This is a genomic window from Streptomyces sp. NBC_01260 (assembly GCF_036226405.1).
GTDB lineage: Bacteria > Actinomycetota > Actinomycetes > Streptomycetales > Streptomycetaceae > Streptomyces > Streptomyces laculatispora.
The window spans coordinates 203978-216980 of the sequence record NZ_CP108464.1 but is presented as its reverse complement, the minus strand read 5'-3'; the positions used below and the strand labels follow the sequence as shown (position 1 = coordinate 216980).

Annotated in this window: 10 protein-coding genes and 1 pseudogene; 9 read left to right on the top strand and 2 right to left on the bottom strand. The window is 67.8% G+C overall.

Annotation, left to right across the window (positions count from 1 at the left end; all coding sequences use genetic code 11):
- Positions 1 to 33: 33 nt before the first annotated feature.
- The 6 genes from OG322_RS01140 (at position 34) to OG322_RS01115 (ending at position 6319) form a co-directional block, all read left to right on the top strand.
- The gene (locus OG322_RS01140) at positions 34 to 930 is read left to right on the top strand and encodes a carbohydrate ABC transporter permease (RefSeq protein WP_123465087.1); all 897 of its coding nucleotides are present in this window, start codon (positions 34 to 36) and stop codon (positions 928 to 930) included.
- Positions 931 to 938: 8 nt separating this feature from the next.
- Positions 939 to 1886 (top strand): carbohydrate ABC transporter permease, encoded by a 948-nt coding sequence (locus tag OG322_RS01135; RefSeq protein WP_123466407.1) that lies wholly within the window; start codon positions 939 to 941, stop codon positions 1884 to 1886.
- A 60-nt stretch (positions 1887 to 1946) separates the two neighbouring features.
- Positions 1947 to 2918 (top strand): hydroxyacid dehydrogenase, encoded by a 972-nt coding sequence (locus OG322_RS01130; protein ID WP_329305900.1) that lies wholly within the window; start codon positions 1947 to 1949, stop codon positions 2916 to 2918.
- 99 nt (positions 2919 to 3017) lie between these two features.
- On the top strand, positions 3018 to 3689 hold the full coding sequence (locus OG322_RS01125) for a ThuA domain-containing protein (RefSeq protein WP_123465089.1): 672 nt from the start codon (positions 3018 to 3020) through the stop codon (positions 3687 to 3689).
- 72 nt (positions 3690 to 3761) lie between these two features.
- Positions 3762 to 5750, top strand: coding sequence for a hypothetical protein (locus tag OG322_RS01120; protein ID WP_329305899.1), 1989 nt, complete (start codon positions 3762 to 3764; stop codon positions 5748 to 5750).
- Positions 5751 to 6142: 392 nt separating this feature from the next.
- Positions 6143 to 6319, top strand: a complete 177-nt coding sequence (locus OG322_RS01115) for a hypothetical protein (protein WP_164494494.1) — start codon at positions 6143 to 6145, stop codon at positions 6317 to 6319.
- Between the two features lie 10 nt (positions 6320 to 6329).
- Here the strand turns inward: OG322_RS01115 and OG322_RS01110 are convergent, their stop codons facing one another.
- Complete coding sequence (locus OG322_RS01110; protein WP_123465094.1) at positions 6330 to 7775, bottom strand: FG-GAP and VCBS repeat-containing protein; 1446 nt, start codon at positions 7773 to 7775, stop codon at positions 6330 to 6332.
- 255 nt (positions 7776 to 8030) lie between these two features.
- Positions 8031 to 8186 (bottom strand): annotated as a pseudogene (locus tag OG322_RS41455) (IS701 family transposase); the annotation flags it as partial.
- 143 nt (positions 8187 to 8329) lie between these two features.
- On the opposite strand from OG322_RS41455, the gene OG322_RS01105 reads away from it, so the two are divergent.
- The 3 genes from OG322_RS01105 to OG322_RS01095 all read left to right on the top strand — a co-directional run bounded on the left by OG322_RS01105 (position 8330) and on the right by OG322_RS01095 (position 12967).
- Positions 8330 to 9649, top strand: a complete 1320-nt coding sequence (locus OG322_RS01105; RefSeq protein ID WP_329307692.1) for an IS630 family transposase — start codon at positions 8330 to 8332, stop codon at positions 9647 to 9649.
- A 317-nt stretch (positions 9650 to 9966) separates the two neighbouring features.
- On the top strand, positions 9967 to 11427 hold the full coding sequence (locus tag OG322_RS01100; protein ID WP_398912243.1) for an eCIS core domain-containing protein: 1461 nt from the start codon (positions 9967 to 9969) through the stop codon (positions 11425 to 11427).
- Between the two features lie 160 nt (positions 11428 to 11587).
- Complete coding sequence (locus tag OG322_RS01095; RefSeq protein WP_329305898.1) at positions 11588 to 12967, top strand: IS1380 family transposase; 1380 nt, start codon at positions 11588 to 11590, stop codon at positions 12965 to 12967.
- The last annotated feature ends 36 nt before the right edge of the window (positions 12968 to 13003 follow it).

Below are 13003 nucleotides of genomic sequence, written 5' to 3'. Positions count from 1 at the left end.
GACGCTTTCCGCTCCCCTCGAGAAAGGCCCGGTATGACAACTCCGTCAGCCCGCGCCCAGCGCCGCACCGCCACGCTGCTCCTGGCACCCTTCTTCATCCTGTTCGCCGCCGTCACCCTTGCCCCGCTGGTCTACGCCGGCTGGATGAGCCTGTTCACCACCCACACCTCCGGCCTCGGCTTCGGCGGGACGGAAGAGGTCTTCGCAGGACTGGACAACTACGTACGCGCGTTGGCGGACCCCGCCTTCCGCGGCGGATTCCTCACCATCGCCGCGTACGTCGCGATCTACATTCCGGTGATGATCGGCGGCGCCCTCGTCCTCGCCCTGCTGCTGGACTCGGCACTGACCAGGGCTCGTACTTTCTTCCAGCTGGCGCTGTTCCTCCCGCACGCGGTGCCCGGTCTGATCGCGGCACTCATCTGGGTCTACCTGTACACGCCCGGACTGAGCCCGGTGATCGACTTCCTCGGCGCCGGCGGCCTCGACATCGACTTCCTGTCGGCGGACAACGCGGTCTTCTCCGCGGCGAACATCGCCGTCTGGGAGTGGATCGGGTACAACATGGTCATCTTCTACGCCGCCCTCAAGGCGGTGCCGACCGAGGCCCTGGACGCGGCGAAGATCGACGGTGCCGGCCAGATCCGTACCGCCCTGTCGATCAAGGTGCCGATGATCCGCCCGGCCATCGCCCTGGCCGTGCTGTTCACCGTGATCGGATCGGTTCAACTCTTCACCGAACCGAAGGTCATCTACAGCGCCTCCAGCTCGATCGGCAGCAGCTGGACGCCCAACATGTTCGTCCAGACCGCCGCCTTCACCCACAACGACTTCGGACTGGCAGCAGCGGCCTCGCTGCTCATCGCGCTGTTCGCCGCGCTGCTGTCGTTCCTCGTCACCCGCTTTTCGCGCAGCAGGAGCAAGCCGTGACCAAGACCATGACGCGCGTTGCCCCCGCCGGCTCCCGTCCGGCACCGGAGCGGACGGACAGAAGCCGAACGGACAAGCCCCGGCCGGGCCGGCGCGGCCCCGGGAACCGTCCATCGGTCCTGCTGTCCAAAGCCGGTGTGACCGCGATGCTGGGCCTCGCCGCCCTCTACACACTTCTTCCGATGCTGTGGCTGGTCCTCTCGTCCACCAAGAGCCGCCAGGACCTGTTCGCCACCAACGGCTTCGCCCCGGGCAAGGACTTTGCGCTCGTCGACAACCTCACGTACCTGTTCGAGGTCGACAACGGGATCTTCCTGCGTTGGCTGCTCAACACGGTCCTGTACGCCGGTGTCGGCTCGCTGCTGGCGACCGTGTTCAGCGTGGCCGCCGGGTACACGTTCGACAAGCTGAACTTCCCCGGCAAGGAGAAGCTCTTCTCCTTCGTCCTGCTGGGCGTGATGGTGCCCGGAACGGCGATGGCGATCCCGCTGTACCTGATCGCTGCCAAAGCCGGTCTGGTGAACACCTTCTGGGGCGTGTTCATCCCCGGCCTCGTGTTCCCGTTCGGGGTCTACCTGGCCCGCGTCTTCAGCGCCTCGTACATCCCCGACGAGGTCCTCGAAGCCGCCCGTGTGGACGGGGCAGGCGAGCTCAGGACCTTCTGCAGGATCGCCCTGCCCATGATCGCGCCGGGCTTCGTGACCATCTTCCTCTTCCAGTTCACCCAGATCTGGAACAGCTTCTTCCTTCCTTTGGTGATGCTGTCCGACAAGGACCTCTTCCCGGTCAACCTCGGGTTGTACGTCTGGTACTCCTCCGCACTCTCCCAGGGGCACCCGCAGGACTACCTCCTGGCCATCGTCGGATCGCTGGTGTCCGTGGTCCCGCTGGTCGTCCTCTTCCTGATGCTCCAGCGGTTCTGGAAGTCCGGCATGACAGCCGGCGCCGTCAAGTAGGCCATCGTCCTGAGGATCCCCATGTCATCCACTCCGCCCCGCCCTCGTGCGCTTTTCGCGATGGGCCGCCCGCACCGAGATGCCCTCTTCCCTCGTGCCGCGATCGACCGCCTGACCCGTCTCGTCGATATCGAACCGCATTTCGTCGCCGAGGACTTCGACCGCGTGCCCCGCCTGGCAGCTGTCGAAATCCTGATCACATCCTGGGGATGCCACCCGCTCGACGACGCCGTGCTGGCCCGCATGCCTGCGCTGAAGGCAGTCGTGCACGCAGCGGGAAGCGTCAAACACCATGTGACGGAAGCCTGCTGGGACCGCGGGCTCCTCGTCTCCACTGCGGCCGCCGCCAACGCCGTACCCGTCGCCGAATACACGCTCGCCGCCATCCTCTTCGCCAACAAGCGCGTCCTGGAGATCGGCGGGCTCTACCGCGAGCACCGAAACACCCTGGACTGGGCGGCTCACTTCCCCGGCTTCGGCAACTACCGCAGGACGATCGGCCTGGTGGGCGCGTCCCTCGTGGGACGCAGGGTGCTGGAGCTGCTCCGGCCCCACGACTTCGACATCCTGCTGGCCGATCCGCACCTCGATCCCGAGGCGGCCCGGTCGACGGGCGCCCGGCTCGTCGAGCTCGACGAGCTGCTGGCCGTCTCCGACATCGTCTCGCTGCACGCCCCCGCGCTGCCCGAGACGTACCACCTGCTGGATGCCCGCAGACTGTCGCTCCTGCGGGACGGCGCCACCCTCGTCAACACGGGGCGCGGCTCCCTCATCGACACCGAGGCCCTCACCGCCGAGGCGTTGTCGGGACGCATCCACGCCGTCCTCGACGTCACCGAGCCCGAGGTGCTGCCGGTGTCCTCACCGCTGTACTCACTGCCGAATGTGCTGCTGACCCCGCACATCGCCGGCTCACTCGGCGGTGAGCTCCTGCGCATCACCCGCAGTGCGCTGGATGAGGTCGAACGCTACTGCGCCGGGCGAGAGTTCGCGTATCCCGTGACCCGAGCGGCCCTTTCCACCTCGGCCTGACCGCCTCGGCCTGAGTACCGGGCGACCGCCGCACCGCCCCGCCCCATGAGCGTGCCAATCACCGCGACCACCCTGCGCGTCAGAACCCGGAGTGCCAGCATGTCCCAGACCGACCGCCTGTCGGACGTTCTCGTCTTCACCCGCACCACGGCCTACCGGCACGACTCGATCCCCGCCGGGCAGGCGGCTCTGCGTGAGCTGGGCGAGGAGCACGGCTTCACCGTGGAGACCTCCGAGGACCCCTCGGTCTTCACCGACGCTTCCCTGGCGGGGCGCAGTGCGGTGGTATTCCTGTCCACCAGCGGCGAGGTGCTCACCCCGGACGGGCAGCTGGCGCTGCGGCGCTGGACCGCGGACGGTGGCGGTTTCATGGGCATCCATTCCGCTGCGTGCACCGAGTACGACTGGCCGTACTACGGGGAGTTGCTCGGCGCGCGTTTCGCCGGCCACCCGGACTTCCAGTCCGGCACCGTGCTGGTCGAGGACCGGAGCCATCCATCGATGCGCCATCTTCCGCCGCGGTGGGACTGGAACGACGAGTGGTACGACTTCCGGAGCAATCCGCGGCGCCCCGGCGTGCAGGTCCTCGCCACCATCGACGAAGCCGGCTACGAGGGAGGCGGCATGGGCGCCGATCACCCCCTGGTGTGGTGCAAGGAGTCAGGCGCCGGCCGCTCGTTCTACACATCGCTGGGCCACGCGGTTGACGCCTACACCGACCCGGCCTTCCGCGGCCACCTTCTGGGCGGCCTGCGCTGGACTGCGGGCTGATCCCTCCGGCCACGGGGAAGGCCATGAATTCCCCGTGCGCATCCTCAGAACCCGACGAAGGAGCACACAACCATGCAGGACGTACCGATCACACGACGTCAGATGATGCAGTGGGGGGCCGTCGGTGCGGGTGCACTGGCCGTCGCCGGCCTCCCCGCGACCGACGCCAGGGCGACGCCGAGGTCAGGGGTGCGGGTCACGGACCTCGGTCCGGGGGTGAACAACTTCTCTCTCGCGGCTGCCATTCCGGTGGGAAACAAGGCGTACATCGCCTCGCGCAACATCGATCCGATGCGGATCATCGGCTTCGACTTCGACACCGAGAAGGTCACCAGTGTCACCGAGGGGCCCGGGATCAGCACGCAGTTGCTCGCCGTCGACCCGGACGGGCGGTATCTGTACTCAGCGATCCGGGAGTACGACTCCGCCCCGGGCCCGGGCTTCATCCGGCTCGATCTCTCCGCGGCCGGCGCACCCAAGGAGGATCTCCACTCGATCCCCGGCCTCGATCCGTACGCGATCAGTGCGTCGCCGGACAACAAGATCTTCTTCGGCGGCCGAGAGCCCCAGCCCAAGCTGCGCCAGTACGACCCGGCCACCGGTGAGCTCACCGAGATCGCGATCCCCGATCCGAACGTACCGATGATCCGCTGCCTGCTGGCCACGCAGGACAAGATCTACATCGGCACCGGCGCGTCGCTCGGCGCCACTCCGACCAGCACCAAGGCCGGACTCTTTGTCATGGACCGCGCCACGAAGAAGATCACATCGATCCTGCCGAAGGAGTTCACGGGGCAAGTAGAGGTTCGTGACGTCGGTCTCTACGACGGCACGCTGTACGTGTGCTCGACCACCGACGACGGCGCAGCGGTCGCGATCATGGACGCCGACGACCCAACCCAGTACACACTCGTGCAGAGTGAGCAGCACTTCCTTCGGTTGCCGCGCAAGCTCGGCGACACGATGTACTTCAATGGTGCCGCGCTGATCGAGTTGACGTTGAGCACCGGTACGTTCCGCGAGATCAAGCCCAAGGACGGGGAATTCGGCGAGATCTGGGGCCTGTGGATCCGCGACGACAAGGTAATCGTCGTCTCGGCCTTCGGCCTGATCTTCGAGGTCGATCCGAGCACGGGTTCGGACACCTCATGGGACCTGATCGCGGCAGGCGCCCCGATCGGGCCCCAGTTGGCGATGTCGATAGCCGCCGACACGCACAACGTGTACGTCGGCGGGACGAACTCGGTCGCACGGCATGATCTGCGCACCGGGAAACAGAGCAGGGTGCTGGCGACGAGCGAAGCCAAGGACATCCTGCTGCACCGGGGCACTGCCCACCTCGCCCAGTACAACGCGGTCGGCCTCCTGGCGTACAACCCGCACATCGACGACGAATGGGCCCGCAAGTTGGCCGATCTGCCGGCGGAGCAGAACCGCCCGCACCAGATCGTCTGGGACGATCGTCACCGACTGATGATGATCGGGCTGCAGTCCGACTACGAGTTGGGCGGATCGCTGATGACGTTCGACCCGAAAAACGGCGCCACCACGGTCGCCGTCAACCCGATCGATGACGACCAGATGATCCGTGCCGTCGTGGCGCACGACGGCGTGGCCTATCTCGGCGGCCAGAACGTCGCCGCCACCGCCGGCACCCTGGTCGCGTGGGACCCGATCCGGAAGCGAGAGCTGTGGCGGATGACGCCGCAGTCCAAGCCCACCGGGATCACTGGCCTCACCGTGCTCGGCCAGAACCTGTACGTCATGTGCTTCAGGGGTGACTTCTTCGTGATCGACCTGCACACCCGAAAGGTGATCCACTCCGCCAACCACGGCCCGGTGGTGCCGAACTACGGGACGCTGCTCGCCGACCGGGGGTATGTATACGGGGCGTCCAGCTCAGACTTCGTCCGCTACGACCGGAAGACATTCGCGCGTACCGACCTGGTCGCGCTCGACGCCGACTGGTACGGCATCCCGCGAGCCGCCGTGGACGAGCGCGGCAGGTTCTACGCCATCCGCAATCGCAACCTGATCCGCATCGACGTCAGCCGCTGCTGAGCCACTCCCGGTGACGCATGGTGCGGCCGGTGCCTTCCTGGTCGTACGGCTCCTGCGCACCCGTAGCTGAGGAACCTTCTGCCCCCTCCATGCCGAAGCCAGGAGTCCAACTCACGCACTGTCACTGTCCGAAAGCACGCCCGGAAGGCGAACCGGAGATCAAGCAGGGCGGCAGGCCAAGCGGAACCTTCTGCTGGGTCTGCCGCCACTCTCACTTGACGACACATATCGATGGCCGTCACGACGACCGCATCCCGACTTCCAGGGCCTGAGCCCCTACGCCTGGGCACCTGGCAACGGCTCCACACCGGCGACCGACGGCCGCGACCCCGCCGGGATCGTCGCGGACATGGTCGACCACGTCCTGGCCCTCGGCCGCCCAGTTCGGCGAAATGGGGGCGCACAGGGTGAGTCTCGGCTCGCTGCTGTACCGGGCGGCGCTCGGGGAGGCGATGGCCGTGGCGGCGAACATCCGGGCGGGCCGGCCGGTGGGCGGGGACGTACCGACGTACGCACAGGTGCAGAACCTGAGCGTACGTGGGCACGACCCGGGCCCGGGCTCCGGCTGAGCCCGGGCGATCAGTTGGCGAAATCGTCGCCGAAGTAGGAGATCCCGGCAGGCCCGCCGACCGATCCCGGACCGAAGGCCGTCGATCCGGTCGCCGTGATGCCGCCGGACCCCGTCTTGAACAGCCAGACCGAACCAACGCCGCTGTTCTCCGCGGCGGCACCGGCCACCAGTTCCGCACGGCCGTCGTTGTTGCTGTCCGTGACCCATACGGAGCCGCCGAACTCGTCACGGCTCTCGGCGGCGCCGGGGACCCCCGCCGTATCCTGGGAGAAGCTCTTCGAGCCGGTGCCGGTCAGTCCCTTGGCCGAGCCACGCAGCACGGTGACCGTGCCGGCCGACTGCTTGGATCCGAGGGCCTCGCCCGAGGCGCCGACGGCGACATCGGCGTACCCGTCGCCGTTGGTGTCACCCGCGGACACGCTCCACCCGAAGCGGTCGTTCTTCTCGGCGGTGCCCGGGACCGAGGCAGTGTCCTGGGTGATCCGGACAGGGGTCCGGGTGGACAGTCCGGAGGCGCTTCCGTACGTCACGGTGACCGCACCGCCCGGACCGCCGTTCGGTTCCTCGGCGGACTTCTCCATGAAGTTGCCGGTGATGATGTCCCCGTAACCGTCCTTGTCGACGTCGGCGATGGCCGCCGCGTAGCCGCCCGCGAGTTTGCTCGACGCCTTGAGGCCGGTGGAGCCGCCCTTGTAGAGGATGCTGCGGGTGGCGTACACGTTGCCGCTCTCCTGCTGGCCCATGACGAGGAGGTCGGCCGCACCGTCCCCGTTGACGTTGCCGGCGACGAGCTTGTCCGGGTAGATGCCGGTGGCGGCGGTGGTGTCGATGCCGACGAGGGCAGCGGCCTTGCCGGTACGGGAGATGGGGCCCTTGAAGATGTTCAGGCTCGGGGTGGAGTTGTTGCCGGCGGCGAGGTCGGTGTGTCCGTCGCCGTCGAAGTCGCCGGCCGCCAGGGCCCAGCCGAGTTCGTTCCGGTACTTGGGCAGGGGGGACGCGATGTCGGTGCCGGTCGTGAGGCCGGTCGCACCGCCCCAGATGACGGTGAGGACACCGAACGAGTCGGTGGAGCCGATCCGCTCGGAGTGCACGCCGACCACGAGGTCGGTGTACCCGTCGCCGTCGAGGTCGCCCGTGGTGAGCCGGTCACCGAAGTAGTCACCGGCCTCCGGAGTGCCGGGGATGCCCGTGGTGGCCTGGCTGATGACCGTGTGCTTGGACTTGTCGAGGCCGCTCTTGGTGCCGTAGACGACCGTGACGTAACCGGCCCCTTCCCTGCCCGAGATCTTGCCGATGGGCGCGGCTATGACGAGGTCGCGGTAACCGTCGCCGTTGAAGTCGCCCTGCAGCCTGGAAGGCGCGGCGGAGGCGCTGCCCGCGCCGGCGACGAGCAGCGCGCCGGTGAGCGCGGCCGCGGCGGCGGTAGCGGTGGCGATACGGAGGCTCTGGTGCATGTGGGTCTTGTTCTCCTGCGGCAGGTTGGATGCCGGTGGTATGGCATCCGGAATTCGGTTGATCGGTCGGCGCGGGTGCGCGGGTGGGCAGGCGTTCAGGCGCGTGCGCGTGCACCCACGTCGTTCGGTGCAGATGTGGACTACTGGAGGGCCCCCAGGGTTGTACGGGACAGGTGTGCCGTCACGTATCCCTCAGCCGGCCGGAACCCACCACCTCGGCGCGACTGTCCATCCGTGGCATGAGCCTCTACCGCGCTGGGCCCCGACGACGGGTTCGGCGCCGGCCAGGCAGGTCAGGGTCTTGTTCCGGTCCCGCGGCAGCAGCAGTCCCGCGAGGTACTCGCGGAACCTGCGGCGCCGTGCCAACGTCGAGAGCAGGTCATCGAAGCGCGCGGCGTAGGCTTTCGCCACGCCTGGGCGGCCTGGGCGAGCAGGTCCAGGGCCGGGACGGTGACGAGGATCCGCCCGTTCGGCAAGCACCCTAGTGTGATGCGCCAGAAATCCTGATGGTTAGTCAGTACCCTGTTGTCATGTCACATCCCGGCCCTTCTGCTGTGAAGATCACGTTGTCAGGGGAAGAGCGTGCCGAGTTGGTGCGCCGGACGGAATGGCCAGACCGGCGCTCGGCCGAGAAGGCTCGGATCCTCCTGGCGTGCGCTGAGGGCATGTCGAACGCGGGTGTCGCACGCGTCGTCGGTGTCCAGGCCAAGACGGTTGGCAAGTGGCGTCGGGCTTTCGCCGCAGAGCGGATGGCCGGGCTTGAGGACGCCGGCTGGATCGGCCGACCCAAGGCCGACCTGGTCCTGAACGAGGCTGAGCGGACGCAGCTGACGCAGTGGGCGCGGCGGGCGAAGACCGCCCAGTTCCTCGCGTTGCGAGCCAAGATCGTGCTGCGCTGCGCGGAGGGCGGGACGAACCAGCAGGCCGCGGCCGACCTCGGCGTCGACAGATCGACCGTGGACCGCTGGCGGGCCCGGTTCATCGCCCAACGCCTCGACGGTCTGCACGACGAGCCCCGCTCGGGTCGGCCACCCTCGATCCTTCTCGACCAGGTCGAGGAGGTCGTCGTGGCCACCCTGGAGTCGACCGCGGGCAGAGACACCCACTGGTCACGGGCCTCGATGGCTCAGCGCACCGGCCTGTCGAAGTCGACCATCGGCCGGATCTGGAAGAAGTTCGACCTCAAGCCGCACCTGCAGGACTCCTTCAAACTGTCCACCGACCCGCAGTTCGTCGCCAAGGTCGTCGATGTCGTCGGTTTGTACCATCACCCGCCCGAGAAGGCGGTCGTGCTCTGCGTGGACGAGAAATCCCAGATCCAGGCCCTGGACCGCTCACAGCCGGTCCTGCCGATGATGCCGGGCATGCCCGAACGCCGGACCCACGACTATTACCGGCATGGCATCACCAGCCTGTTCGCCGCCTTCAACATCACTGACGGCACCGTCATATCTCAGCTTCACCGCCGCCACCGCGCGATTGAGTTCAAGAAGTTCCTGATCCGGATCGACAAAGCGGTGCCCGTCGGGCTCGACGTCCATCTCGTCTGTGACAACTACGCCACCCACAACACCGCCGAGATCAAAACCTGGCTGGGCAAACACCCCCGCTTCCACATCCACTTCACTCCGACCGGCTCCTCCTGGATGAACCAGGTCGAGCGGTGGTTCGGCCTGTTGACCGACAAGCTCATTCGCCGCGGCGTCCACAGGTCCGTGAAGGCCCTGGAGGACGACATCACCGCATGGATCGACACCTGGAACGAGAACCCAAGGCCCTTCACCTGGACCAAGACCGCCGACGAGATCCTCAACTCCCTCGCCGATTACCTCGCCAAGGTCGGAACCGATAGCCAGCAGACAGGGCAGAACTAACCATCAGGATTTCTGGCGCATCACACTAGCGCGCTCGCCACGCGCACGCCTCTCTGGTGGACCGCGAGGACATCGCGACGCACCCGGGAGGCCGGCGGAAGGTTCGCGGGCCGCTGGAGACCGCTCTGACGGGTGGGGACCGGCTCTACGGGCAGCAGATGGCAGGCTTCGACCTCGCCGATCGTGGATGGGCCCCACGCCCGTAGGGGCAGACACGCCCCGCCCCTACGGGCAGGGAGAGTGCCCGTGTGCCACTCGTATCCGGCTCCATGTCCTGTTAGACAGGGAGTTTGTACCCCGAGGGGAGAGGAACCAGCGTGCGGTCACATGGCAGCCGGGACACCGAGCGGGAGCCCGCCATCGCGCCGAAGGCCGTCTCGCGGCAGCCCGCGGCCGATGTGGGAAGAGCCGGTCTGCTCGGCCTGCAGCGGGCTGTCGGCAACGATGCCGTGGTGCGGATGCTGCGCCGGGCCGGGCACGCGGGGGCGCAGGGCCGCCACCGTCACGGCACCGGCTGCGGACACGCCGGTGAGCCGGGCCAGGCCGAAGCCGCGCCAACGGTGCAGCGTTCGGCTGTCCACGATGTGCTGCGCGGCAGCGGCCGGCCGCTGGACGAAACGACTCGCACGGACATGGAACGCCGGCTCGGCGCCGACTTCTCCGACGTGCGCCTGTACACCGGCGCCGAGGCCAGTCGCTCCGCTGCCCAGATCGGTGCCCGCGCCTACACTTCCGGCAAGCACGTGGTCATCGGCAACGGAGGCGGCGACCGGCACACGCTGGCCCACGAGCTCACGCACGTCATTCAGCAGCGCAGGGGCCCGGTCGCGGGCACCGACAACGGCGAAGGGCTGTCGGTCTCCGACCCCGGCGACCGCTTCGAGCGCGAGGCAGAGGCCAACGCCAGGCGGGCGCTGAGTGGTCCCGCCGGCGCAGAGACGGCCCACGCCGGGCACTCCGCCTACGGACACGGCCCGCAGGGCGGCGCCGGTGCATCCGCCGTTCAACGCGTGAAACGCGGCCGTGAGGAGAGCACCGAGGGCGAGATCTCCGAGGACGCCGTCAACCTGATCGCCAGTCCCATGGGACGGGAGGACACCTACGCCGGCGGCCAGGGACGACGGATTCCCAAGACGCCCGAGGGCGCCGCCTGCTGGGAGTGGGCCGTGCGGGCCGCTGCGGACTCCGGCGGCATTGACCGCGGCGAGTTCTGGAATTACCTCCTCAGCATGGTGGACGACGAAGAGGTGCGGGAGATCGAGCAGTTGGAGCCCGCGGTCAGAAGCGATCTGGACCAGTTGCGGAACAACATCGCGGCCGCGGGCTTGAGCTTCAATCTGGAAGACCTCGACGCCATTCACGACGAGGCGGAGATCCTCCCTTTCATGCAGCAGTCGGTCCAGACGTTCGTGCAGGCGCACGGCCTGAGGATCGACGCCGGGGAACCGGCGGGCTGGATCATGTGCCAGTACAAGATGGACGGCGCCTTCGGCGTCCCCGAGCACTTCTGGATCGAACTCCCCGTTCCTGGCGGCGGCCGCGTACTTCTCCAGACGGTCCCGGACATCCCGTACATCGAGGCGGGCGGCACGGACCTGCGCTGGCACGATGAGAACAGCGTGGAGGAACGACAGGGCGGCCACGAGACCTACAGGACCATCGAAGTGCCGGTCGCCGCGCTCAAAGGCCGCCACTCCGAGATCATCAACGGCATCATGGCCAGGGGCCGCCGCACTCGGCGCAAGCCGACGGCCGTCGGCGCCTCCGGACGCTCCTGAGCCGGATTAGTGCCGCATCAGACGCCTCACGCTCCTAACCTCGGGCTTTCGTGAGTGAGCCTGTCCGGGTCTTGATCAAATAAGCGGAGAGTGCTTCTGACCTGCAACGATGGGACTTGTCTAGGGTCCTGTTGGCTGCACGGAAAGAAGCACTCTCCAGGTGAGTAAGCGTATCGGGTTGTACCCGCGTGTCCGTGTCGAGGGCGGTGGCAGCGGGACGGTCTCGCAGGCTGGCGCGGTGCTGTTGGTCGAGACGGTCCGCAAGTTGGGTCTGGACACCGCGATATCGACGGCGTTGGAGCCGTGGCGCGAACCGCGGACGGTGCATGATCCAGGCAAGATCCTTCTGGATGTCGCGCTCGGAGTCGCTCTGGGCGGGGACTGCCTCGCCGATGTCGCCATGCTGCGGGCCGAGCCCGACGTGTTCGGACCAGTGGCATCCGACCCGACGGTTTCACGGCTCATTGACGCCCTTGCCGCTGCCGGACCGAAGTCGCTCACCGCGATCCGGTCGGCTCGGGCGGAAGTACGCTCGCATGTCTGGGAACTGGCCGGGGCGAACGGTCCCGCCGCCGACGGCTCGGTGATCGTGGACATCGACGGCGTGCTCGTCCTTGCGCACTCCGAGAAGCAGGACGCCACCGCGACCTGGAAGAAGACCTTCGGTCATCATCCGCTCGTCGCGTTCGTCGACCACGGCCAGAGCGGGTCCGGGGAACCGGTGGCCGCGCTGCTGAGGCCCGGCAACGCCGGGTCCAACACCGCGAGCGATCACATCGAGACCACCCGCCTCGCCGTGGCTCAACTTCCCAAGTACCTGCGGCGGGGACGGCAGACGCTGATCCGCACCGACTCCGTCGGCGGGACCCATGCCTTCCTCGACTGGCTCTCCAAACCGGGCCGGTGGCTGTCGTATTCCGTCGGAATGACCATCACCGACGCCATCCACCAGGCCGTCCTGAAGATCCCGAAGAAGGCATGGACACCGGCCTACGACGCCGACGGCACCGAGCGGCCCGGCGCCTGGGTCGCAGAGATCACCGACATGCCCGACCTGACCACCTGGCCGAAAGGGATGCGGCTGATCGTCCGCAAAGAACGCCCGCACCCCGGAGCCCAGTTGCGCTTCACCGACCTCGACGGACTCCGGCTCACCTGCTTCGCGACGAACACCAAGGGCGGCCAGCTCGCCGACCTGGAACTACGTCATCGACGGCGGGCCCGCTGCGAGGACCGGATCCGAAACGCCCGCGACACCGGCCTGCGCAACCTGCCGCTGCACGACACCGCACAGAACCAGATCTGGCTGGAGATCGTCTCCCTCGCACTCGACCTCCTCGCCTGGATGCCGATGCTCGCCCTGACCAGCAGAACCCGCCGCTGGGAACCCAAGCGGCTCCGCCTTCGGCTGTTCTCCGCTGCTGCCCAGCTGGTCACCACCGGCCGCCGCCGCTGGCTCCGCTTCACCGCCCGATGGCCCTGGACGGATGTAATCACCCGCGCGATCCAGCGACTCGCAGCCCTGCCGAACCCCGGCTGACCAACCACTTCAACCGTCCCGACGAACCAGCAACAT

Excerpts from the sequence above, each read along its gene's own strand:
- OG322_RS01140 (WP_123465087.1), top strand. The coding sequence starts at position 34 with ATGACAACTCCGTCAGCCCGCGCCCAGCGCCGCACCGCCACGCTGCTC.
- OG322_RS01135 (WP_123466407.1), top strand. The coding sequence starts at position 939 with ATGACGCGCGTTGCCCCCGCCGGCTCCCGTCCGGCACCGGAGCGGACG.
- OG322_RS01130 (WP_329305900.1), top strand. The coding sequence starts at position 1,947 with ATGGGCCGCCCGCACCGAGATGCCCTCTTCCCTCGTGCCGCGATCGAC.
- OG322_RS01125 (WP_123465089.1), top strand. The coding sequence starts at position 3,018 with ATGTCCCAGACCGACCGCCTGTCGGACGTTCTCGTCTTCACCCGCACC.
- OG322_RS01120 (WP_329305899.1), top strand. The coding sequence starts at position 3,762 with ATGCAGGACGTACCGATCACACGACGTCAGATGATGCAGTGGGGGGCC.
- OG322_RS01115 (WP_164494494.1), top strand. The coding sequence starts at position 6,143 with ATGGGGGCGCACAGGGTGAGTCTCGGCTCGCTGCTGTACCGGGCGGCG.
- OG322_RS01110 (WP_123465094.1), bottom strand. The coding sequence starts at position 7,775 with ATGCACCAGAGCCTCCGTATCGCCACCGCTACCGCCGCCGCGGCCGCG.